General features: G+C 68.3%; 19 protein-coding genes. 15 read left to right on the top strand and 4 right to left on the bottom strand.

The window, feature by feature from the left end; all coding sequences use genetic code 11:
• Nucleotides 1–53: 53 nt before the first annotated feature.
• The 5 genes from ahcY to L6Q21_RS07500 are packed head-to-tail and all read left to right on the top strand — an operon-like array spanning nt 54 to nt 4,439.
• Entirely contained in the window at nt 54–1,448 is a 1,395-nt protein-coding gene (gene ahcY / locus L6Q21_RS07520; protein ID WP_418895813.1) for an adenosylhomocysteinase, read from the top strand.
• Between the two features lies 1 nt (nt 1,449).
• Entirely contained in the window at nt 1,450–1,887 is a 438-nt protein-coding gene (tsaE, locus tag L6Q21_RS07515) for a tRNA (adenosine(37)-N6)-threonylcarbamoyltransferase complex ATPase subunit type 1 TsaE (RefSeq protein WP_237830174.1), read from the top strand.
• Nucleotides 1,888–1,915: 28 nt separating this feature from the next.
• Nucleotides 1,916–2,740 carry a bestrophin-like domain gene (locus L6Q21_RS07510; RefSeq protein ID WP_237830173.1) on the top strand — a complete coding sequence of 275 codons (825 nt, stop codon included), beginning with the start codon at nt 1,916–1,918 and terminating at the stop codon, nt 2,738–2,740.
• Entirely contained in the window at nt 2,737–3,723 is a 987-nt protein-coding gene (locus L6Q21_RS07505; protein WP_237830172.1) for an aminoglycoside phosphotransferase family protein, read from the top strand. Before L6Q21_RS07510 ends, L6Q21_RS07505 begins: the two co-directional genes overlap by 4 nt.
• Nucleotides 3,711–4,439, top strand: a complete 729-nt coding sequence (locus tag L6Q21_RS07500) for a nucleotidyltransferase family protein (protein ID WP_237830171.1) — start codon at nt 3,711–3,713, stop codon at nt 4,437–4,439. Before L6Q21_RS07505 ends, L6Q21_RS07500 begins: the two co-directional genes overlap by 13 nt.
• On the opposite strand, the gene L6Q21_RS07495 is transcribed toward L6Q21_RS07500, so the two are convergent.
• Nucleotides 4,405–5,709 (bottom strand): hypothetical protein, encoded by a 1,305-nt coding sequence (locus tag L6Q21_RS07495; RefSeq protein WP_237830170.1) that lies wholly within the window; start codon nt 5,707–5,709, stop codon nt 4,405–4,407. The genes L6Q21_RS07500 and L6Q21_RS07495 overlap by 35 nt on opposite strands.
• 229 nt (nt 5,710–5,938) lie before the next feature.
• Here L6Q21_RS07495 and L6Q21_RS07490 point away from each other — a divergent pair, with 229 nt between their 5' ends.
• From L6Q21_RS07490 to trxA, 3 genes are all read left to right on the top strand, one after another.
• Nucleotides 5,939–7,381, top strand: coding sequence for a PD-(D/E)XK nuclease family protein (locus L6Q21_RS07490; RefSeq protein WP_237830169.1), 1,443 nt, complete (start codon nt 5,939–5,941; stop codon nt 7,379–7,381).
• Entirely contained in the window at nt 7,366–10,761 is a 3,396-nt protein-coding gene (gene addA, locus L6Q21_RS07485) for a double-strand break repair helicase AddA (protein WP_237830168.1), read from the top strand. Before L6Q21_RS07490 ends, addA begins: the two co-directional genes overlap by 16 nt.
• A gap of 62 nt (nt 10,762–10,823) precedes the next feature.
• The gene (trxA, locus tag L6Q21_RS07480) at nt 10,824–11,144 is read left to right on the top strand and encodes a thioredoxin (RefSeq protein ID WP_237830167.1); all 321 of its coding nucleotides are present in this window, start codon (nt 10,824–10,826) and stop codon (nt 11,142–11,144) included.
• An 18-nt stretch (nt 11,145–11,162) separates the two neighbouring features.
• Here trxA and L6Q21_RS07475 read toward each other — a convergent pair whose 3' ends face one another.
• Together L6Q21_RS07475 and argJ are read right to left on the bottom strand one after the other, a co-directional pair.
• Nucleotides 11,163–12,074, bottom strand: coding sequence for a glutathione S-transferase family protein (locus L6Q21_RS07475; protein ID WP_237830166.1), 912 nt, complete (start codon nt 12,072–12,074; stop codon nt 11,163–11,165).
• Between the two features lie 46 nt (nt 12,075–12,120).
• Complete coding sequence (gene argJ / locus L6Q21_RS07470; RefSeq protein ID WP_237830165.1) at nt 12,121–13,344, bottom strand: bifunctional glutamate N-acetyltransferase/amino-acid acetyltransferase ArgJ; 1,224 nt, start codon at nt 13,342–13,344, stop codon at nt 12,121–12,123.
• Between the two features lie 154 nt (nt 13,345–13,498).
• On the opposite strand from argJ, the gene L6Q21_RS07465 reads away from it, so the two are divergent.
• Nucleotides 13,499–14,122, top strand: coding sequence for a PEPxxWA-CTERM sorting domain-containing protein (locus L6Q21_RS07465; protein ID WP_237830164.1), 624 nt, complete (start codon nt 13,499–13,501; stop codon nt 14,120–14,122).
• A 197-nt stretch (nt 14,123–14,319) separates the two neighbouring features.
• Nucleotides 14,320–17,130 carry a preprotein translocase subunit SecA gene (secA, locus tag L6Q21_RS07460; RefSeq protein ID WP_237830163.1) on the top strand — a complete coding sequence of 937 codons (2,811 nt, stop codon included), beginning with the start codon at nt 14,320–14,322 and terminating at the stop codon, nt 17,128–17,130.
• Nucleotides 17,131–17,205: 75 nt separating this feature from the next.
• Here the strand turns inward: secA and L6Q21_RS07455 are convergent, their stop codons facing one another.
• On the bottom strand, nt 17,206–17,583 hold the full coding sequence (locus L6Q21_RS07455; RefSeq protein WP_237830162.1) for a DUF423 domain-containing protein: 378 nt from the start codon (nt 17,581–17,583) through the stop codon (nt 17,206–17,208).
• Between the two features lie 135 nt (nt 17,584–17,718).
• On the opposite strand from L6Q21_RS07455, the gene L6Q21_RS07450 reads away from it, so the two are divergent.
• The 5 genes from L6Q21_RS07450 to tuf all read left to right on the top strand — a co-directional run bounded on the left by L6Q21_RS07450 (nt 17,719) and on the right by tuf (nt 23,092).
• Nucleotides 17,719–18,558, top strand: a complete 840-nt coding sequence (locus L6Q21_RS07450) for a phytanoyl-CoA dioxygenase family protein (RefSeq protein WP_237830161.1) — start codon at nt 17,719–17,721, stop codon at nt 18,556–18,558.
• Nucleotides 18,559–18,885: 327 nt separating this feature from the next.
• Nucleotides 18,886–19,257, top strand: a complete 372-nt coding sequence (gene rpsL / locus L6Q21_RS07445) for a 30S ribosomal protein S12 (RefSeq protein ID WP_152577498.1) — start codon at nt 18,886–18,888, stop codon at nt 19,255–19,257.
• A gap of 18 nt (nt 19,258–19,275) precedes the next feature.
• On the top strand, nt 19,276–19,746 hold the full coding sequence (rpsG, locus tag L6Q21_RS07440) for a 30S ribosomal protein S7 (RefSeq protein ID WP_237830160.1): 471 nt from the start codon (nt 19,276–19,278) through the stop codon (nt 19,744–19,746).
• 30 nt (nt 19,747–19,776) lie between these two features.
• Nucleotides 19,777–21,852 (top strand): elongation factor G, encoded by a 2,076-nt coding sequence (gene fusA / locus L6Q21_RS07435; protein ID WP_237830159.1) that lies wholly within the window; start codon nt 19,777–19,779, stop codon nt 21,850–21,852.
• 49 nt (nt 21,853–21,901) lie between these two features.
• The gene (tuf, locus tag L6Q21_RS07430; RefSeq protein ID WP_237830158.1) at nt 21,902–23,092 is read left to right on the top strand and encodes an elongation factor Tu; all 1,191 of its coding nucleotides are present in this window, start codon (nt 21,902–21,904) and stop codon (nt 23,090–23,092) included.
• Nucleotides 23,093–23,198: the final 106 nt, after the last annotated feature.

The raw sequence follows: 23,198 nt of genomic DNA, 5'->3' as shown, positions 1-23,198 counted from the left end.
TGTGCCCGCAAGCTATGCGCCTCGCATCTTTTCCCTTTGCCAGGAGCCTGTCCGTGGCCGCCCATGATTATGTGATCGCCGACCTGTCGCTGGCCGATTTCGGCCGCAAGGAAATCGCCATCGCCGAAACCGAAATGCCCGGCCTGATGGCGCTGCGGCAGGAGTTCGGCCAGTCGAAGCCGCTGAAGGGCGCGCGCATCACCGGCTCGCTGCACATGACGATCCAGACGGCGGTGCTGATCGAGACGCTGGTCGATCTCGGCGCCGAGGTCCGCTGGGCGTCGTGCAACATCTTCTCCACGCAGGACCATGCGGCGGCCGCCATCGCCGCCAGCGGCGTTCCGGTGTTCGCCGTCAAGGGCGAGACGCTGGAGGAATATTGGGACTATGTGATCCGCATCTTCGATTGGGGCACGGACAAGACCTGCAACCTGATCCTGGACGACGGCGGCGACGCCACCATGTTCGCGCTGTGGGGTGCCCGCGTGGAAGCCGGCGAGGCGCTGTTCGCGCCGTCCAACGAGGAAGAGGAGATCTTCGTCGCCACGCTGAAGCGTTTCCTCGCCGAGCGCCCGGGCTATCTCACGAAGACGGTCGCCGCGATCAAGGGCGTGTCGGAGGAAACGACGACCGGCGTGCACCGGCTCTACGAACTGTCGAAGAAGGGCAAGCTGCCGTTCCCGGCGATCAACGTGAACGACAGTGTCACCAAGTCGAAGTTCGACAATCTCTACGGCTGCAAGGAATCGCTGGTGGACGCCATCCGCCGCGCGACTGACGTGATGCTGGCCGGCAAGGTCGCCTGCGTCGCCGGCTTCGGCGATGTCGGCAAGGGCTCGGCCGCCTCGCTCCGGAACGGCGGCGCCCGCGTGCTGGTGACCGAGATCGACCCGATCTGCGCCCTGCAGGCGGCGATGGAAGGCTATGAAGTCGTCACCATGGAGGAAGCGGCGACCCGCGCCGATATCTTCGTGACCGCGACCGGCAACGAGGATGTGATCACCGTCGACCATATGCGGGCGATGAAGAACATGGCGATCGTCTGCAACATCGGCCATTTCGACAGCGAGATCCAGATCGGCGGCCTCGCCAACCTGAAATGGACCGAGATCAAGCCGCAGGTCGACGAAGTGGAGTTCGCCGACGGCAAGAAGATCCTCGTGCTGGCCAAGGGCCGGCTGGTGAATCTCGGCTGCGCCACCGGCCACCCGAGCTTTGTCATGTCCTCCAGCTTCACCAACCAGGTGCTGGCGCAGATCGAGCTGTGGACCGGCGGCGACAAATACAGGAACGACGTTTACGTGCTGCCGAAGCACCTCGACGAGAAGGTGGCGGCGCTGCACCTCGAAAAGCTGGGCGTGAAGCTGACGAAGCTGTCGCCGAAGCAGGCCGCCTATATCGGCGTCACCCCGGAAGGGCCGTTCAAGCCCGACCATTATCGCTACTGAGATGGACGGCCTCGACGAAGCGGCTTTGCGCGCCGTCGGGGCCGAACTTGCCGCCCGGCTGCGGCCGGGCGATGTGGTGGCGCTTTCGGGCGAGCTGGGCGCTGGCAAGACGACGCTCGCCCGCGCCATCCTCGAAGGGCTGGGGCATCGGGGCGAAGTGCCCAGCCCCACCTTCACCCTGGCGCAGACCTACCCCGACACAAGCGTGCCGGTGATGCACTGCGACCTCTACCGGCTGGAAACGCCGGCCGAGGCGGAGGCGCTGGGGCTGGACGACTGGCTGGTGGACGGCGCGCTGCTGATCGAATGGCCCGAGCGGCTGGGCGCCCACATCTGGCCGGACCGGCTCTGGCTCAGGCTGGAAGGCGCCGGAGGGCCGGACCGGCGCTTGACTTCGAACGCCGGCCCGGCTTGGGAAGGGCGATGGCCGACCGTCTGACCAGTCCGCCCGATATCCGGCGGCGTTCATGAATTTTCCCGGTGATCTTGCCCTGATGCTGCTGTGGATCGGCGGCGGAATCCTGCTGGCCTTCGGCACCTACCGGCTGCTGCGCACCCTGCTTCCGCCGCGCGGCGGAAGCGACGGCCACAGCTATCCGCAGGCGGTGCGCGACATGGCCACGACCACCGGGCTCAGGATCGCCGCCCTGTTCGGCATCCTGCTGGCGCTGGTCTATGCGCAGGAACTGCGCCGCTACCAGGATGTGCGCGACGGGCTGCATCAGGAAGCGGCGGCGGTCTCGCAGATCTATTTCGACGCCGGTCGGATCGAAGGCGGGTCCGGCCAGGTGATCCGCGTGGCGCTGGCGGATTATGTGCGGCTGCTGGTGCAGGTGGAATGGCCGGCGCTGGGCAAGGATCACCGGCTTTCCCCCGAGACATGGCAGGCCTTCGACATCGCCCAGGACGAGGCGCTGGGGCTGGAGCCGGCCAATGCGCGCGAAGCCGCGATCCGGCAGACGATGATCGTCCGGCTGACGAAAGTGGCCGATCTGCGCAGCCTGCGCGAGCATCAGGCGGCCGAGAATGCGCCGTTCCTGTTCGCGGTGCCGGCGATCGTCGGCCTGCTGCTCGTCACCGCGCCTTTCTTCATCTACCCGCGCGGGCGGGAGATATGGGTGATGCTGGGCGCCTATGGGGCGTTCGCGGGCATGATCCTGTTTTTCATCCATGGCTTCGCCAGCCCGTTCGGCTATCCGCTGAAACTGGGGCCGGCGCCTTTCGAGCGGCTGCTGGAAAGCGGCTTCGGCAAGGATGCGGCGGTGGTGGGCACGAAGGGGAGTGGCGCTTGATCGCGCGCGAGGGGCATCGGAAATTCCTGGAATCCGCCGGCTGGGGCGGGGCGGAGGTCAGCCCGCTGGCGGGCGACGCCAGCTTCCGCCGCTATTTCCGCCTGGACGATCGCGGCCGCCGCGCCGTGCTGATGGACGCCCCGCCGGAGCATGAGGATGTGCGCCCCTTCCTGAAGATCGCCGACCTGCTGGTGGGCGCCGGCTTTTCCGCCCCCCGGCTGATCGCCGCCGACCGGGAGGCGGGATTCCTGCTGATCGAGGATTTCGGCGACCGGCTGATGGGGCCGGTGCTGGCCACCGAGCCGCAGCGCGAGGAAGAAACCTACGCCGCCGCCGTCCGCCTGCTGGCGGACCTGAAGGAGCTGTCGCCGCCTGCCGACCTCCGCCCCTACGACCGCGCCGAACTGCTGCGCGAGGCGCTGATCTTCCCCGAATGGTATGGCAAGGCCGCCGGCTTCACATGGGACAGGGAAAGCTATGCCGCCGCCTGGGATCGGGTCTGGGGCGAGGTGCTGCAGGAAACCGCCGCCCGGCCGGTGGTGACGCTGCGCGATTATCATGCCGACAATCTGATGCTGCTGCCCGAAAGGCCGGGCTCGCAATCGCTCGGCCTGCTCGACTTTCAGGACGCGCTGGCCGGGCATCCGGCCTATGATCTCGTCTCGCTTCTGCAGGACGCGCGGCGCGACGTTTCGCCCCGCCTCGAAAAGGAAATGCTGGACGAATATGGAAGGGCAGCCGGCGTTCAGGATCGGCAGGCCTTCCGCACCTCCTACGAGGTGCTGGGGGCGCAGCGGAATGTGAAGATTCTGGGGGTGTTCGTGCGCCTGAGGGACCGGGACGGCCGGCAAGGCTATGTGGAAAGGCTGCCGCGCGTGTGGGGTTATGTGGAGCGCAACTTCCAGCATCCGGCGCTGGCGCCGGTGAAGAGCTGGTTCGACGCGCATGTGCCGGCGGACCTGAGGGCGGCATGGTGCCGGTGAGGGAAGCGCCGCGCTCCGCCATGGTGCTGGCGGCCGGTCTCGGCCGCCGCATGCGCCCGCTGACGGCTACCCGCCCCAAGCCGCTGGTGGAAGTGGCCGGCCGCTCGCTGCTGGATCGGGCGCTGGACACGCTGCGCGCCGGCGGCGTGGAGCATGTGGTGGTGAACATGCACTATATGGCCGACCGGATCGAGGCGCATCTGGCCGCCCGCCCGACCGATCTCAAGGTCAGTCTGTCGGACGAGCGCGCGCTGCTGCTGGAAACCGGCGGCGGCATCGCCAACGCCCTGCCGCTGATAGAGGCGGACCCCTTCCTGTCGATCAACGCCGACAATATCTGGATCGACGGGCCGGTGGGCGCCGTCGACATGCTCGCCGGACGCTGGAACGCCGGCGAGATGGACGCGCTGCTGCTGATGATCCCGCAGGCGCGCGCCAATTGCCACAGCGGGCCGGGCGATTTCCACATGGACGCTTCCGGCCGGCTGCTGCGCCGGCGGCAGGGGCGGGTGGCGCCTTTCGTCTACACCGGCCTGCAACTGCTGTCGAAGCGGCTGTTCGAGGGGGTGGAGGTGGAGCCCTTCTCCATGAACCGCCTGTGGGACAGGGCCGGGGCCGAAGGCCGGCTTTACGGCGTGGCGCATCAGGGCCTGTGGTTCGATGTCGGCACGGCCGCCGCCGTCAAGCGGACGGAGTGGCTGCTTGGCACCCTCTGAGCAAAGAGGGGCGCTTTACACCATCCCCGTCTGGCGGCCGTTCGCCGACGATCTGGCCGCCGGGCTGCTGGCGCAATTCCCCGACCCGCTGCGGCTGGCGCGGGTTCTGCTGCTGCTGCCGACCCGCCGCTCCATCCGGGCGCTGACCGAGGCGTTCCTGCGCGAAAGCGAGGGCCGCGCCCTGCTGCTGCCGCGCATGGTGCCGGCCGGCGACCTCGACTCCGGCGATGTGGAGGGGTTCGAGGGCGGGCCGCTGTTCGACACGCTCGGCGGGCCGAGCGAAGCCCTGCCGGCGGTGGCGCCCGAGGCCCGGCGGCTGGCGCTGGCGGCGATCCTGGCGAACGGGCGCAGACTGCCGGCGGCCGAAGCTCTGGCGCTGGCCGGGCAATTGGCGAACGCGCTCGACACGCTGGAGATAGAAGGAAAGCGCGCCGCCGACCTGAAGGATGCGGTGCCCGAAGGACAGTTGCAGGGCCATTGGCAGAAGAATGCCGCCGTGCTGGAAGCGGTGGTGTCCGCCTGGCCCGACCTGCTGGCGGCGCGCGGGCGGATGGACGCAGCACGGCGGCGCAATCTGCAACTGGGCGAACTGACGGCGCGTTGGGAAAAGGCGCCGCCGCCATTCCCGGTGGTGATGGCGGGCTTCGCCGCTGCCCCGCCGGCGGTGGCGCGGCTGGCGCATCGGGTGGCGCGGCTGCCGGAAGGGCGGCTGGTGCTGCCCGGGCTGGACGAAACGCTGCCCACCGAGGCCTGGGCGCTGCTGCGCGGGGACAACGGCGAATCCCCGGTCGAGACGCATCCGCAATTCGGCATGGCCCGTCTGCTGGCCGACGCCGGCCTGTCCCCCGGCGAAGTGCGGCGCTGGCCTTGGCAATCCGCCCGGGCCGGCAGCGCGCCGGAACGGGCGGCGCTGGTCGGCCGCGCCCTGCTGCCGGCGGAACTGAGCGGCGAGCCCCTGCCCGCGCCAGCCGCCGAAGCGGTTTCCGGTCTCAGGATGCTGGAAGCCGCGAATCCGGCCGAGGAGGCGCTGGCGATCGCGCTCGCCATGCGGCAGGTGGTGGAGCGCCCGGGGCGGACGGCGGCACTGGTCACCCCCGACCGGGCGCTGGCGGCGCGGGTGGCGGTGCAGTTGCAGCGCTTCGGGATCCGCGTCGACGACAGCGCCGGCCAGCCGCTGAAGGCGACCGGGCCCGGCAGCCTGCTGCTGGCGCTGGCGACGGCGGCGGGCGAGCGTTTCGCCCCGGTGCCGCTGCTGGCGCTGCTGCAGCATCCGCTGGCGCGGGCGGGGGAAGCGCGGCTGCGCTGGCTCAACGCTCTGCGCCAGCTGGACCTGAAGGCGCTCAGGGGAATCCGCCCGGCGCCGGGCCTTCGCGGCGTGGCGGCGCGGCTGGCCGAGCGGCGCGCGCCGGAGGATCTGCGCGACTGGTGGGGCGAGGACGCCGCGCCGCTGCTGGCGCTGCTGGCGCCGGGCCCGCCGNNNGCTGGCGCCGCTGGAGCCTGTGCCGCCGACCGCCGAGGCGCTGATGGACCGGCTGCGCGCGGTCGCCGAGGCGCTTGCGGGCGAAGCGCTGTGGGCCGGCGACGCCGGCCGCGCGCTCGCCCGGCTGTTCGAGGCTCTGGAGGAATGCCGCGCCGATCTCCAGCGCCTGTCGGTAACGGCCGACGATGCCGCCGCCTTCGTCGCCGTCCTGCTGGACGGGCAGACGGTTCGCCCCCGCGCCAGCCTGCACCCGCAACTGCACATCTGGGGCCTGCTGGAAGCGCGGCTGCAATCGGCCGACCTGCTGCTGATGAGCGGGCTGAACGAGGGAAGCTGGCCGGGGCTTCCCGCCCCCGATCCGTTTCTGGCGCCGGCCATCCGCCGGGCGCTTTCCCTTCCGGGGCTGGCGCGGCGGACGGGGCAGGAGGCGCAGCAATTCGCCGGCGGGCTTGGCGCGCCGGACGTGCTGTTGACCCGTTCGCTGAGGGCCGGCGGCGCGCCGACCGTCGCCTCGCGCTTCTGGCAGCGGCTGGCGGCGGCCACCGGCGGCCTTGCGGATTCCGGGGCGCTGTCGCCGGGGCGCGAGGCGCTGCTGGAAGCCGCCCGCGCGCTGGGCCGGCCGCCGGCCGCCGCGCCCTATCCACGGCCGGAACCACAGCCGCCCGTCTCGGCGCGGCCGCAAGAGATCACGGTGACGGACGTCGCCATGCTGAAGGCGGACCCCTTCACCTTCTACGCCAGGCGGATATTGAAGCTGTCGAAGCTGGACCCGCGCGACGCGGAACCGACGGCAGGCGAGCGCGGGCAGGTGGTGCACGACATATTGCAGCGCGCGCTGCAGGAAGGGCAGGCGACGCTGCCCGCCATCCTCGATGCGGAACTGCGCAAACTGGGCGAGCGGCCGGAGATCGCCGCGCTCTGGCGGCCGCGAGTCGAGCGGATGGTGGGCTGGGCGCTCGCCACCATGGCGGAACAGCCGGACTGGCAGCCCTTCCGCTGGGAGGAGAAAGCCGAACTGGCGCTCGGCCCGGTCACGCTGAAGGGGCGGATCGACCGGCTGGACAGGTCGGGAAGCGCGCTTCGGGTGGTGGATTACAAGACGGGTTCGGTGCCGAAGATCAAGGATGTGACCGCCCTCTACCAGACGCAGCTCGCCCTGCTGGCGCATCTGGCGGAAGCCGGGCTGTTCGGCGACACCGGCGGCCTGCCGGTCGAGGCGCTGGAATATTGGAAGCTCTCCGGCGGGCTGGAGCCGGGCAGGCAGTCGCCCGCGCTGGGGCAGAAGGTCGGCGCAGACGACATACGCGCCCACATCGAAGCCGCCTGGGCCGATTTCGAGGAGCTGGTCGGCGGCTATCTGCTGGGCGAGCGGCCGTTCCGGGCGAAGCAGCATATGGTCTATGGCCGTCGCTTTTCCGACTATGACCAGCTTGCAAGGGTGGCCGAATGGCTGGGCCGCTGAAGCGCACGCCGGAGCAGCGCCTCGCCGCCGATCCGGCGCGGCATGTGTGGGTGGCGGCGTCCGCCGGCACCGGCAAGACGCATGTGCTGACCGACCGCATGCTGCGGCTGATGCTGCGCGGAAGCGCGCCCGACCGCATCCTGGCGCTGACCTTCACCCGCGCCGCGGCAGCGGAGATGCAGAACCGCATCGTCCGCCGGCTGGGCGAATGGCTGGGCCATGACGAGGCGCGGCTGGCGGCCGAGCTGGAGGCGCTGGGGGTGGCGCCGACGCCCGCGCATCTGAAGCGCGCGCGCGGCCTCTTCGCCCGCGCGCTCGACGTGCCGGGCGGGCTGAAGGTGCAGACGCTGCACGCCTTCGCGCAGGGGCTGCTGGCGGCCTTCCCGCTGGAGGCCGGGCTGCCGCCGGGCTTCACCGCGCTGGACGAGCGCGACGCGCGGCAACTGAAGCGCCGGGCGTTGGCCGAAGCCATTTCCGAAGCGCAGGTCGGCGGCGAGGAAGGCTTCCTCGCCGATCTCGCCGAACTGGCGGTGCTGAAGGGCGAAAGCGGCCTGATGCAGGCGATCGACACGCTGATCGGCCACAGCCTTTCCATCCTGGCTTTCCGCGACGCCGGCGGCCTTGCGGTCGCCGTGCGCGACTGGCTGGGCGTGCGCGAGGGCGAGAAGCCGGGCGAGCGGCTGGCGGAAATGCTGGCGCCGGGCGCCTTCGACGATGGCCGCCTCGCCGATTTCGCCGCCGCGCTGGAGCAATGGGGCTGGAAAAAGGCGCAGGCGCAGGCGGCCGCCGCGCGGGAATGGCTGGCGCTGGGGGCCGAAGGCCGCTTCGCCCGGGTCGAGGATCTGAGAAACCTGCTGTTCGACAGCCGGCAGAATGTCCGCAGCTTCCGGCAGGGCGAAAAAGCCGTGCCCGGCATCCAGGCGATGGCCGAGGATCTGGCGGCGGATGTCGAGCTTCTGCTGGATTTCGACCGCCGTGTCCTGACCGCCGATCTTGCGGCCCGCGTGCTGCGCGCCGGGCACCGGGTGGTGCACCGCTACCAGGCGCTGAAGCGCGCCGCCGTCGCCATCGACTATGACGACATGATCGCGCTGACGGTCGGCCTGCTGGGGCCGGAGGGGATGCCCGGCTATGTCGGCTGGAAGCTGGACAGCCGCTTCGACCATGTGCTGGTCGACGAAGCGCAGGACACCAACGGCCGGCAATGGGCGATCATCGGCCGGCTGGTGGAGGATTTCTTCGCCGCCGACCCCGAGCGCCGCCGCAGCCTGTTCGTGGTGGGCGATCACAAACAGGCGATCTACGGCTTCCAGGGCACCGACCCGCAGGTGTTCGAAGGCTGGCGGCGCAAGATGGCGCCGCAGGCCGAAGCCTCCGGGCAGGCGCTGGAAGTGGTCGATCTGGCGCTCAGCTTCCGCTCCGGCCCGGCGGTGCTGGGGGTGGTGAACGCCTTCCTGCGGACGGTCGGCTATGAAGCGCTGGGCATGGCGGCCGAGCCGCCGCCGCACCGCCCCAACCGCACGCAGGCGCCCGGCGAAGTGGTGCTGTGGCCGGTGGTGCGGCTGGACGAGGAAGGGGAAGGCGAGGGCGACGACGAGGAGGATGGCAGCGAGGCGGCCGACCGGGAAATGGCGCGCCGGCTGGCCGCGCAGGTGGCCGACTGGCTGAAGCCCGGCCACCCCGAGCGCCTGTGGCTGGCGGCGCGCAACCAGTGGGCGCGGCCCGAGCATATATTGATCCTGCTGCGCAAGCGAAGCTGGCTGATGGCGGCGCTGGTCGCCGAGCTGCACGAGCGGCGGGTGCCGGTCGCCGGGGTGGACCGGCTGCTGCTGACCGAGCCGCTGGCCGTCCTCGATCTCCTGGCGCTGATCCGCTTCGCGGTGCAGCCGGAGGACGATCTGAACCTCGCCTGCCTGCTGGTCTCGCCCTTCCTCGGCTGGGGCCATGAGGAGGTGCGGGCGCTGGGCAGTGGCGGGCCGAACCTCTGGGCATCGCTCGGCCGCGCCGGCGGCGAGCGCGCGGCGGAAGCGCGAAGCTGGCTGGGCGCGGCGCTGGCGCTGGCGGACCGGGTCGGGCCTTACGCCTTTCTCGACACGCTGCTGTCCGGCCCGCTCGAAGGCCGGCGGCGGCTGGTGGCGCGGCTGGGGCCGCAGGCGAACGACCCGATCGACGAGCTGCTGCAACAGGCGCTGGCCTATGAGCAGCGCAACCCGCCGGCGCTGGCCGCCTTCCTCGCCTGGGTGGAGGCCGAAGGCTCGGACGTGAAGCGGGATTCCGAAGCCGCCGCCGGGCAGGTGCGGCTGATGACCATCCATGGCTCCAAGGGGCTGGAAGCGCCGGTGGTGGTGCTGGCGGACAGCGCCCACCAGCGCCGCGACCGGCGCGACGACCATCTGCCGGTGGAGATCGCCGGAGCCGGTGAACTGCCCGTCTTCCACCCCAGACAGGCGGAGATGCCGGCGAAGCTGCGCGCCCTGAAAGAAGCGCGCAGGGCGGTGGATGCGCAGGAGGATTTGCGGCTGCTCTATGTCGGCCTGACGCGGGCGGCCGACCATCTCTACATCGGCGGCGCGGTCGGCGCCTCGGGCGCGAGGAAGCTGGGCACGGAGAACGATAAAAGCTGGCACGGGCTGCTGACCCCGGTGCTGGCGGCGATGCCGGGGGTGGAAACGCTCGCCACTGGCTGGGGCGAGACGCTTCGCCTGCGCGGCGGGGTGTGGACGGCGCCCGGCCCCGACATCGTCGAACTGCACCCGCGCGAAGCGCGGCACGCGCCGAGCGAAGTCGTCACTTCCATCGCCCCGCCGCCCGGCCGGCCGGCCCGGCCGCTGACTCCGTCGGCCATGCCGGAAGCGCCGCCCGAAGGCCCGGCGGCGGAAGCCATGCGCGCGGCGGCGATGCGCGGGGCTTTGATTCACAAGCTGTTCGAGCGCTTGCCGGCGGTGCCGCCCCCCGAACGCCGGGCGCAGGCGCTGGGCTGGCTGGCGGCGCAGCAGGCGGGCGAGGCGGCGGAAGCGATCCTCGCCGAAGTGCTGGCGGTGATGGACAACCCGGCGCATGCCGCGCTGTTCGGGCCCGAGGCGCTGGCTGAAGCGCCGGTCGCCGGCCTGATCGGCGCGCAGGCGGTGGCGGGGATCGTCGACCGGCTGCTGGTGACGGAAGACCGCGTGCTGGTCGTCGATTTCAAGACCGGGTTGCGCGTGCCGGAAAGCCCGGCCGGCGCCCCCGTCCCGCACCGGCGGCAGATGGCGGCCTATGCCGAGGTTCTGAAGCGCGCCTTCCCCGGCCGCCGTGTGGAAGCGGCGCTGCTCTACACCGCCGCCCCCAAGTTTCTCTTGCTGGGGGAGAAGGACATGGCGGGCCTGCTTCCGCTTGATTGAAGGCGCAGGGGCGTTATTTCAAAAGCCGATGGCCCGCCCCGGCGGGCAAGTGGAGATATCCGATGGCGACTATGAAGGTGACCGATGCTTCCTTCGAAGCCGATGTGCTCGGCAGCGAAACCCCGGTGGTGGTGGATTTCTGGGCGGAATGGTGCGGCCCCTGCCGCATGATCGGCCCGGCGCTGGAGGAAATCGCCGACGAGCTCGCGGACAAGGTGAAGGTGGTGAAGGTGAACATCGACGAGGAGCCGGAATGGGCGTCGAAGTTCAACGTCCGTTCGATCCCGACGCTGCTGGTGTTCAAGGGCGGCGAGAAGGTGGCCGAAAAGCTCGGCGCCGCGCCCAAGTCGGCGCTGAAAAGCTGGGTCGAAGGCGCGCTCTGATCCTCAGCCGCCCGGCCATCAGGCCGGGCGGACGATCTGGCCGAATCGCGGGAAGTGCACCGCGACCGTGCCCACCCGCGGATGCTCCCGCAACAGGCTGATCCGCCGGTCGGTCAGCACCGCCAGCCGGCCTTTGGTCGGCGCATCCTGGCAGCCTTCCTGCGACACCCACACTATCTGTCCCGCCTCGAACCCGGAAGCAGGGTCGACGATTCCGCGAATCGTAGGTTCTGCGCCGCTGGCGACGGCGATGGCCTCGTCGGCGCTGATCGCGGTGGGCCGCCCATGGCCGATTTCCGAAACCCGCGTCGCCCAGGCGCCCAGATGCGGCCGGTCGGCCACCAGCGCGCTCAGGTCTCCGCCGGTGCGCACCCCCTGGAACCAGAGAAGCTGATAATGCGCCAGATCGGCATGGCCGGCGGCAGGGCCGCCCAGATAGGCGCGCCCGTCGGACAAGCTGGCGTCGAGCAATGCCAGATGCGCCTGGAACTGCGCGGCAAGGTGCGGCGCCGCCGCCTTCATCCCGGCCGGCTTCAGGCCGAAGCGCTTCTCCCGGTCGGCCCAGAAGGCTTCCAGCCCCTCGGTCGGCAGGTCGCCGATGGCAGCGCCCACGGCGGCGGAAAAGGCCGGCCCCTGCGCCTGTTGCGCCAGCAGCCGGTGCCCCTGCCCCAGCGGTGCCGGAAACAGCGTCGGATCCGGGTGCAGCGTTTCCAGCGCGTCGATGGCGGCGGCGGTGTCGCAGAAGATGTCGGCGCCGCTTTGCAGCACGGGCGTTCGGGCATAGCCGCCGGTCAGCACGGCAAGCTCGTCCTTCGGCAGCGTGGCGGGCACCTCCACCGAGCCATAGTCGAGCCCCTTCAGGCCCAGCGCCAGCCGCAGGACTTCCGCCCAGGGCGAGGTCGGATAATGGTGGAGGATCAGGCTTGCCATGGGCCGACGCTCGCACGCCGCGAAGCCGGCGGCAATAGCCGGCGGCTCAGCTTCGGTAATCGGCGTTGATCGAGATGTAGCCGTGCGTCAGGTCCGAGGTCCAGACGGTCGCCCGCCCGTCGCCAAGCCCCAGTTCCACGGCGATGTCGATATCCTGCCCTTGCAGATGCGCGGCAACCGGCGCTTCGTCATAGCCTTCCACCACCATGCCGTTCGCCGCCACCTCGATTCCGCCGAAGCGGATCGAGAGCCGGTCGCGCTCGGCCGGCTCGCCCGCCTTGCCGACCGCCATCACCACCCGGCCCCAATTGGCGTCGCCGCCGGCGATGGCGGTCTTCACCAGCGGCGAATTGGCGATGGAAAGGGCGATGCGGTGGGCGCTGTCGTCGGAAACGGCGCCCGACACGCGGATTTCCACGAAGCGGCTCGCGCCCTCGCCGTCGCGCACCACCAGTTGCGCCAGCTCGCGGCAGAGGTCGGCCAGCGCGACGGCGAAGGCGTCGGCCCCGGGGCTGTCGGCAATTTCCAGCCGGGCGTTGCCGGCAGCGCCGGTCGCGAACGCCAGCACCGTGTCGGAGGTGGAGGTGTCCCCGTCGACGGTGATGCAGGAGAAGGTGGAGCGGTTCGCCGCCGTCAGCATCTGTTGCAGCAGGGCAGGGTCGATAGCCGCGTCGGTCACGATAAAGCCCAGCATCGTCGCCATGTCGGGCGCGATCATCCCGGAGCCCTTGATGAAGCCAACCAGCGTCACCTTGCGCCCGTCCACCACCGCTTCGCGCGCGGCGGCCTTGGGGAAAGTGTCGGTGGTGCCGATGGCCTGTGTCACGTCCAGCCAGGAGGCGGAGCCGAGCGCCGCATGCGCGGCGCGCACCCCGCTCGTCGCCTTGTCTGCCGGCAGCGGCACGCCGATCACCCCGGTGGAGGCGGCAAAGACCTCGGCCTGCTCGCAATCCAGAAGCCGCGCCGCCTCGGCCACCTGCGCCGCGCAGGCGTCGGCGCCGCGCATCCCGGTGAAGGCGTTGGAATTGCCGGCGTTCACCACCAGCGCGCGCGCCGCGCCGCCGGGCAGATGCCGCCGGCAAAGCTCCACTTCCGGGGAGGGGCATTTCGAACGGGTGGTGACGCCTGCCACCACCGTCCCCGGCTCGAACGCCAGCAGGGTGACGTCGGCCCGGGTCCAGGGCTTGTAGCCGGCGGTCGCGGCGCCGCGGCGGCAGCCGGCGACTTCGGGCAATTCGGGAAAGGGGCAGGCGAGCGGCGAGATGTCCATGGCCAGCGGATTAGCCGCGCGGCGCGCGCGGCGGAAGGGCCTTCTCGCAGGCTTTCTCCACCGTCCTAGGGCGTCACGGAAGTCTCAAGCATTGGTCATCCAACTGAAAAGGGCAGGGCGCATCTGGCCCGGACCGCAACAGGGGAGATTAACCATGAATCGCCTGATTCTCGCCGCCGCCGCCGCTTTCGTCGCCACGGCTCCGGCCACCGCCGCCGTCATCCAGCCCGTCGCCGTCACCGCTTCGGACAGCTTCTGGACCTATGATGTCAACAATCTGATCAATGGCTCGGGCCTGTCGGGCGGCAAGCACGACACCAACTGGAACAATATGTGGCAGTCCACCTGGGACCAAGTTCCGCATTGGCTGTTGTTCGACTTGGGCCAGAATGTCTCGTTGAAATCCGCCAGCATCTGGCAATATGCCGCCGACTTCAATTACCCTTGGTATGAAACCGACCGCGGCGTGAAGGATCTCGGCATTTCCATCTCGCTCGACGGCGTGAACTTCACGTCGGTCGCCGATGCGGTGCTGGAGCGGCATATCCTGAACGCCGACAACCGCTATGAGTCGTTCGCGGCCCAACTCGTCGAGTTCACCGGCGAAGCCCGCTATGTCCGCTTCGATCTCAACTCCAACTATGGCAGCGTCTGGACCGGCCTTTCGGAAGTGCGCTTCAACGGCTCCGTGCCGGAAGCCGCGACCTGGGCGATGATGATCGCCGGCTTCGGCCTGGTGGGGGGCGCGATGCGCCGCCGCCGCGCCATCGAAGCCTGATCCCGGCCGGCGCTTTGCAAGGAACGGCGGGCCTGCCCCGGGCAGGACCGCCGTTTCATGCTCTGACCGAAGCCTCGCGCATCCCGGCAGGGCTTTTCGAGCGCCCGCAATTGACGCATTGGGGGACGCTTCCTATTTGACGCGGCGTTACGCCGGCTGCGGTTCCGCTTGCCGGCCCCGTTTCGTGAAGGCACTCCATGCTCGGCTTGAACAAGGTCGCGAAGGCGATTTTCGGCTCCTCCAACGAACGCTTTGTGAAATCGCTGCAGCCGACCGTGCGGCAGATCAACGCGCTGGAGCCCAGATATGAGGCGATGGGCGACGAGGAGCTGCAGGACCAGACCCGCATCTTCCGCGAGCGGCTGGCGAGCGGCGAGAAGCTCGACAATCTGCTGCCCGAAGCCTTCGCCACCGTCCGCGAAGCCTCGAAGCGGGTGCTGGGCATGCGCCACTTCGACGTGCAGTTGGTGGGCGGAATCGTGCTGCACCGGGGCGAGATCGCCGAGATGCGCACGGGTGAGGGCAAGACGCTGGTCGCCACCACCGCCACCTATCTCAATGCGCTGGAAGGCAAGGGCGTCCATGTCGTCACCGTCAACGACTATCTGGCCAAGCGCGACAGCGAGTGGATGGGCCGCGTCCACCGCTGGCTGGGGCTGACGGTCGGCGCCATCCTGCCCAACATGCACGATGTCGAGCGCCGCCTGTCCTACGAGGCCGACGTCACCTATGGCACCAACAACGAGTTCGGCTTCGACTATCTGCGCGACAATATGAAATATGAGCGCGCGCAGATGGTGCAGCGCGCCTTCAACCACGCCATCGTCGACGAGGTGGACTCGATCCTGATCGACGAGGCGCGCACCCCGCTCATCATTTCCGGGCCGACCGACGACAAGAGCGAGCTCTACCGCCAGGTCGATGTGATCGTGAAGACCTTCCGCCCCGAACATTATGAGAAGGACGAGAAGGCGAAGTCGATCATCCTGACGGAAGGCGGCACGGAATTCGCCGAGCGGGCGCTGGAAGCGGCCGGCCTGCTGGAAGGCGACAATCTCTACGACTTCGAGAACACCCAGGTCGTCCACCATCTGAACCAGGCGCTGCGCGCCGTGCACATGTTCCGCCTCGACACCGACTATATCGTCCGCGACGGCAAGGTGGTGATCATCGACGAGTTCACCGGCCGGATGATGGACGGCCGCCGCTGGTCGGACGGCCTGCACCAGGCGGTGGAGGCGAAGGAAGGGGTGGACATCAAGCCCGAGAACCAGACCCTGGCCTCGATCACCTTCCAGAATTACTTCCGCCTCTACCCGAAGCTGTCGGGGATGACCGGCACGGCGTCCACCGAAGCGCCGGAATTCTACGACATCTACAAGCTGAATGTGGTGGAGATTCCCACCAACCTGCCGGTGAAGCGGCAGGACGACCAGGACGAATTCTACAAGAACGAGGCCGACAAGTTCGCGGCGATCGTGAAGGCCATCGGCGAGAAGGCGAAGAGCGGCCAGCCGGTGCTGGTGGGCACCGTCTCCATCGAGAAGTCGGAAGCGCTTTCGAAGTTCCTGACCGACGCGAAGGTGAAGCATTCGGTGCTGAACGCGCGCTACCATGAAAGCGAGGCGCATATCGTGGCGCAGGCCGGACGGCTGGGCGCGGTGACGATCGCCACCAACATGGCCGGCCGCGGCACCGACATCCAGTTGGGCGGCAATGTCGAGTTCCGAGTCGAGGACGAGCTGTCGCAGGTGCCCGAGGGCGCCGAGCGCGAGGCCGCCATCGCCCGCATCCGGGAAGAGGTGAAGGCCGAGCGCGAGAAGGTGCGCGAGGCCGGCGGCCTGTTCGTGCTGGGCACCGAGCGGCACGAGAGCCGCCGGATCGACAACCAGCTGCGCGGCCGCTCCGGCCGGCAGGGCGACCCGGGCCTGTCGCGCTTCTACCTCAGCCTAGACGACGATCTGCTGCGCATCTTCGGCCAGCAGAACATGCTGACGCGGGTGATGAACTCCGGGCTGGAGGATGGCGAGGCGATCGTCCACCCCTGGATCTCCAAGGCGATCGAGACGGCGCAGAAGAAGGTGGAAGCGCGCAACTATGATGTGCGCAAGCAGCTTCTCCAGTATGACGATGTGATGAACGACCAGCGCAAGGTCGTCTATGAACAGCGCGCCGACATCATGGACGCCGACAAGGTCTCCGACATCGTTGAGGAATTCCGCCGCGACACCGTGGCCGATCTGGTTTCCGCCCACGCCCCCATCGGCAGCTATCCCGAGCAATGGGATATCGCCGGGATGAAGGCCGCCGCCGAAACCGAGCTGAACCTGATCGTCCCGCTGGAGGATTGGGTGAAGGAGAATGCGGTCGACCAGGAGATCTTCATCGAGCGGCTGAACGCGCTCATGGACGAGAAGATGGCGGCGAAGCAGGAAGGGGTTCCGGCCGAAAGCTGGATCCAGGTGGAAAAGAACTTCCTGCTGCAAAGCCTCGACCATTATTGGAAGGAGCATCTGGCGACGCTGGATGCCCTGCGGCAGGTGGTGCACCTGCGCGCCTACGCGCAGAAGCAGCCGATCAACGAATATAAGGCGGAAGCCTTCCAGCTTTTCGAACGCATGCTGCGCCAGGTGCGCGAGGATGTGACGAAGATGCTGGCCTTCGCTGAATTCCGCATGCCGGATGCGTCGGCGCTGCCGGACCTTCCCGAACTGCCCGATTTCCTGAAGCTGGATGGCGGCCCCCGTCTCCCTTCGGACCGCCTGCCGTCAGACGGGCTCGGCTTCGCCTTCGGCGATCGGGCAGCTTCGGCGGCGCCCGGCGTGTTCGCCATGGGCGATTTGCTTTCGACCGACGAGGTGGAGGCGGCCCGCAGCGTCGCGCATCTGTTCGGCGCCGATTTCGCGCCCGAAGACCCGGAAAGCTGGCCGCGCACAGTTTCGCGCAACACCCTGTGCCCCTGCGGCTCGGGCCGGAAATACAAGCACTGCCACGGTCTGGCGGACTGAGGCCGGGAAGATTGGGGCCGGGAAGACTGGGGCCGGGAAGATTGGGGCTTTAAAGGCCGGGGCCGGCAAGCCCCGTCAGCGCCGGATGCGGGCGGCCCCCGAAAGGGCGGCGATGGCAAGAATGGCCCAGCCGGCCGCCATCACCGTGCCGCCCACTGGCGCCAGCATCGCCACCGCGCGCGGCGCCCCCAGCCCCAGCGCCTGAAGCGAACCCGCGAAGGCCAGGCTGCCCAGCGCCAGCAGCCAGGCGGACAGCCGCACCGCGCCCGCATGCGGCCGCCAGGCGAGCAGGGCGAACACGGCGGCGCTGTGCGGCAGCTGGAACTGGGCGGCGGTGGCGATCCATTCCCGCGCCTGCGGGTCCTGGATGGCATGGGCGCCGAAAGACCCGATGGTGACGGCGAGAAAACCGCCAAGGGCGGCGAGGGCGGGGAGGATGCGCTGATTGGCCATCCCCCGCCTGTAACGAAGCGATGCATCCGCGTCTCGCGCCAATGTGGCGCGAGACGCGGATGCCGCCCACCCTTTTTCCGCCGCCCTCCGCAGACGCTTGGTTCCGTAACGAAAGCAGGGCATTATCGGGCGGCCATGCCGGATACCGACCCGCTTGTTGAAAGCTACCGCGAGCGGGGCTACGCCATTGTCCGCGGCTTCTGGCCGGCCGGCGAACTGGCCGCGCTTTCCGCGACGGTGGACCGGGTCCGGGCCGAGGCGCAAAGGGAAGGGCGAAGCTTCCGGCACGGCAATCTCTTCTATCGGCTCGGGCGAACCGATGGCGGGCCGCATGTGCAGATGGCGCAATGGCCCTGCTGGCGCTTCCCGGAACTGGATGCGTTTCGCACCCATCCGCGTTTCCTGGCGCTGCTGGAGCCGCTGATCGGGCGCGATATCAAGCAGATCATCCACCAGATTCACTGGAAGGCGGGCGGTGGCGGCTCCGGCGGAGATTTCGCCTGGCACCAGGACAGCCGCTCGCGCCGCCCGGCCTCCGCCTATCGCAACCTTGCCGGCAGCTATGTGCAGACCGGGCTGGCGATCGACCCGCACGGGCCTGAAAGCGGGGGGCTCAGGCTGATTCCCGGCTCGCACAGGCTGGGGGACCTGCATCTGCGCGCCGACGAAGGCGTGCTGGGCCGGCCGGTTTCCGACGCCGACCTGAGGCTGGCCGGCCTCGACCCCGGCGAAGCGGTGGACCTGCGGCTGGAACCCGGCGACCTCGCCTTGTGGAGCCCCTACACCCTGCACGCTTCCGGGGAGAACAGGTCGCCCCACGCCCGGCGCTTCTTCATCAACGGCTATGTGAGCGCTGCGGATTGCGACCGGGGGGAATGGGCTTTCCGCGCCGGCCAGCCCATGCCATTGCCGGAAAAGCCCAGCCTCGTGCATTACGAAGCGCTTCCCGAACGGCCCGGGCCGCATTTCCCCTGAAGCCGGCTCCCCTGAAGCCGGCGCGCAATTCAGGTAAGGGCGTCTGGATGCGGCGCCGGCCAAGTGGCAGGGCAGTTGACCTTTGCGGGAAGCGGAGATAAGGGCGGCGCTCGCTTTTTGGGCGGTGCGCGGTTCCGCCGCCATTGCCCCGACAGGCGAAAGAGATACGACAGGCCGAGCCGCGCGGCGAGCAGCCCTTTGGGGTTGCTCGCGCTTATGCCGTGGAGCCCCCGGGGAACAGCCGGTGGCGAAATGGGCGGTCCGGGGCTGGAGTAGGCGGGCCTCCATGGGGGAGGCGCGCCGAACGCCAAGGAAGTCCGAAACCGAATGCCCACTATCAACCAGTTGATTCGCAAGGGCCGCGAACCGCAGAAGGCGCGCAACAAGGTCCCCGCGATGGAGGCCTGCCCGCAGAAGCGCGGCGTGTGCACCCGTGTCTATACGACGACTCCGAAGAAGCCGAACTCGGCGCTTCGCAAGGTCGCCAAGATCCGTCTCACCAACGGTTTCGAGGTGATCGGCTACATCCCCGGTGAAGGCCACAACCTTCAGGAACACTCGGTGGTTCTGATTCGCGGCGGCCGCGTGAAGGATTTGCCCGGCGTGCGTTACCACGTGCTCCGCGGCGTGCTCGACACGCAAGGCGTCAAGAACCGCAAGCAATCGCGCTCGAAGTACGGCGCGAAGCGTCCGAAGTAAGCTGGGGAGACCAAGCCAATGTCACGTCGTCGTCGCCCCGAGAAGCGCGAAATCCTGCCCGATCCCCGCTACGGAGATCAGGTCCTCACCAAGTTCATGAACCTCGTGATGTACGAGGGGAAGAAGTCGGTCGCCGAGACGATCGTCTATTCGGCCCTCGACGTCATCGAGCAGCGCGCCAAGCGCGACCCGATCGGCGTCTTCCACGACGCGCTGGCCAATGTGCGCCCGCTCGTCGAAGTCCGCTCCCGCCGGGTCGGCGGCGCGACTTATCAGGTTCCGGTCGAAGTCCGTCCCGAGCGCGCGCAGGCGCTGGCCATCCGCTGGCTGATCGCCTCGGCGCGCAACCGTCCGGAAAAGACCATGTCGGCCCGTCTGTCCGCCGAGCTCATGGAAGCCTCCAACAACCGGGGCGCGGCCGTGAAGAAGCGGGAAGACACGCACAAGATGGCCGAAGCCAACCGCGCCTTCTCGCACTACCGCTGGTAGTTCGAAACCTTAAGTAATCCGGAGTTCTCCATGCCCCGCACTCACCCGCTCGAAAAGTATCGCAACATCGGCATCATGGCGCACATCGATGCCGGCAAGACGACCACGACCGAGCGGATCCTCTATTACACCGGAAAGTCCTACAAGATCGGCGAAGTGCATGAAGGCACGGCGACGATGGACTGGATGGAGCAAGAGCAGGAGCGGGGCATCACCATCACCTCCGCCGCCACCACCTGTTTCTGGAACGACCACCGCATCAACATCATCGACACGCCCGGCCACGTCGACTTCACCATCGAAGTCGAGCGCAGCCTGCGCGTGCTCGACGGCGCCATCACCTGCTTCGACGGCGTGGCCGGCGTGGAGCCGCAATCGGAAACGGTGTGGCGCCAGGCCGACAAATATCGCGTCCCGCGCATGTGCTATGTGAACAAGCTGGACCGCACCGGCGCCAACTTCGAACGCTGCGTGCAGATGATCAAGGACCGTCTGGGCGCCCGCCCGGCCGTTCTCTACTTCCCGATCGGGATCGAGAGCGACTTCATCGGCCTCGTCGACCTCGTCGAGAATCGCGCCATCGTCTGGCTGGACGAGTCGCTGGGCGCGAAGTTCGAATATCGCGAGATTCCGGACGAGCTGAAGGACAAGGCCGCCGCCATGCGGGCCGAGCTCATCGAAATCGCCGTCGAGCAGGACGATGCGGCGATGGAAGCCTATCTGGAAGGCAATGAGCCCGACACGGCGACGCTGAAGAAGCTGATCCGCAAGGGCACGCTGGCGTTCGACTTCGTGCCGGTGCTCTGCGGCTCCTCGTTCAAGAACAAGGGCGTGCAGCCGCTGCTGGATTCGGTGATCGACTATCTGCCGAGCCCGATCGACATTCCGGACGTGCAGGGCGTGAAGCCGGGCACCGAGGAAGCCGACAGCCGCGAAACCAGCGACGATGCGCCGTTCAGCGCGCTGGCGTTCAAGATCATGAGCGATCCGTTCGTCGGCTCGCTGACCTTCGCGCGCATCTACTCGGGCAAGATGGAAACCGGCACGACCGTGCTGAACTCGGTGAAGGACAAGCGCGAGAAGATCGGCCGCATGCTGCTGATGCACGCCAACAACCGCGAGGACATCAAGGAAGCCTATGCCGGCGACATCGTCGCGCTGGTCGGCCTCAAGGAAACGACCACCGGCGACACGCTCTGCGCGCCGCTGAAGCCGATCATACTCGAGCGCATGGAATTCCCCGAGCCCGTCATCGAAGTGGCCGTGGAGCCCAAGACCAAGGCCGACCAGGAGAAGATGGGCATCGCCCTCAACCGCCTGGCGCAGGAAGACCCGAGCTTCCGCGTGACCTCCGACATCGAGTCGGGCCAGACGATCATCAAGGGGATGGGCGAACTTCACCTGGAAATCCTCGTCGACCGCATGAAGCGCGAGTTCAAGGTGGAAGCCAATGTCGGCGCGCCGCAGGTGGCCTATCGTGAGTCGCTCGCCCGCAAGGTCGAAGTGGACTACACCCACAAGAAGCAGTCGGGCGGCTCCGGCCAGTTCGGCCGCGTGAAGATCGTGGTCGAGCCGGGCGAGCGCGGCACGGGCGTGGTGTTCGTCGACGAAGTGAAGGGCGGCAACGTGCCGCGCGAATATATCCCCGCCGTCGAGAAGGGCATTCGCGAAGTCGCGGAATCCGGCTCGCTGATCGGCTTCCCGATCATCGACTTCACCGCCACGCTGGTGGACGGCGCCTATCACGACGTCGACTCGTCGGCGCTGGCCTTCGAAATCACCGGCCGCGGCGCGATGCGCGAAGCCGCCACCAAGGCCGGAATCAAGCTGCTCGAGCCGATGATGAAGGTGGAAGTGGTGACGCCCGAAGACTTCATGGGCGATTGCATCGGCGACCTGAACAGCCGCCGTGGCCAGATCCAGGGCACCGACAGCCGGGGCAACGCCCAGGTGATCGAAGCCATGGTGCCGCTGGCGAACATGTTCGGATATGTGAACCAGCTGCGTTCGATGACGCAGGGCCGGGCGCAATATTCGATGCAGTTCAGCCACTATGAAGAAGTGCCTTCGAACGTGGCCGAAGAAGTGAAGGCGAAAATGGGCTGATTGCCCAGCTGATCTGAACACAAACGATTAAAGCAAAGAGGAAAACCAAATGGCGAAGGCGAAGTTTGAGCGGAATAAGCCGCACGTCAACATCGGCACCATCGGTCACGTCGACCATGGCAAGACCTCGCTGACCGCGGCCATCACCAAGGTGCTGGCCGAAACCGGCGGCGCGACCTTTGTCGACTATGCCAACATCGACAAGGCTCCCGAAGAGCGCGAGCGCGGCATCACCATCTCGACGTCGCACGTCGAGTATGAAACCGCCGACCGCCACTATGCGCACGTCGACTGCCCGGGCCACGCCGACTATGTGAAGAACATGATCACCGGCGCCGCGCAGATGGACGGGGCGATCCTCGTCGTCTCCGCGACCGACGGCCCGATGCCGCAGACTCGCGAGCACATCCTGCTCGCCCGTCAGGTCGGCGTGCCGGCCCTCGTGGTGTTCATGAACAAGGTCGACCAGGTCGACGACCCGGAAATCCTCGAACTCGTCGAGCTGGAAATCCGCGAGCTTCTGTCGAAGTACGACTTCCCGGGCGACGATATTCCGATCGTCAAGGGTTCGGCGCTGATGGCGCTGGAAGACAAGAGCCCGGAAATCGGCCGCAACGCCGTTCTGGAACTGATGTCCGCCGTCGACGCCTACATCCCGCAGCCGGAGCGTCCGCTGGACAAGCCGTTCCTGATGCCGATCGAAGACGTGTTCTCGATCTCGGGCCGCGGCACCGTGGTGACCGGCCGTGTCGAAACCGGAATCGTCAAGGTCGGTGAGGAAGTCGAGATCGTCGGCATCAAGGACACCGTGAAGACGACGGTGACCGGCGTCGAAATGTTCCGCAAGCTGCTCGACCAGGGCCAGGCCGGCGACAACATCGGCGCGCTGCTGCGCGGCACGAAGCGGGAAGACGTCGAGCGCGGCCAGGTTCTGGCCAAGCCCGGCTCGATCACCCCGCACACCGACTTCAAGGCCGAGGTCTATGTGCTGTCGAAGGACGAAGGCGGCCGCCACACGCCGTTCTTCGCCAACTATCGTCCGCAATTCTACTTCCGCACGACGGACGTCACCGGCACCGTCGAGCTGCCGGAAGGCACCGAGATGGTCATGCCCGGCGACAACATCGCGCTGACCGTCAAGCTGATCGCTCCGATCGCCATGGACCAGGGCCTGCGTTTCGCCATCCGCGAAGGTGGCCGGACCGTCGGCGCAGGGGTTGTCGCGACGATCATTAAGTAATATAGAGCCGCCTCCCGCCCAGCCGGTGATTCGTCATCGGCAGGGCGGGATTGCTTTTGGGCCGGGGCCCGGGGTGAAAACCTTGGGTTTCGGCTCGGCTGTTTGA

The sequence above is a fragment of the Sandaracinobacteroides sayramensis genome (assembly GCF_022014495.1).
Classification (GTDB): Bacteria; Pseudomonadota; Alphaproteobacteria; order Sphingomonadales; family Sphingomonadaceae; genus Sandaracinobacteroides; species Sandaracinobacteroides sayramense.
The sequence above is the reverse complement of the archived record's forward strand: the minus strand, read 5'-3'. Positions and strand labels throughout refer to the sequence as shown.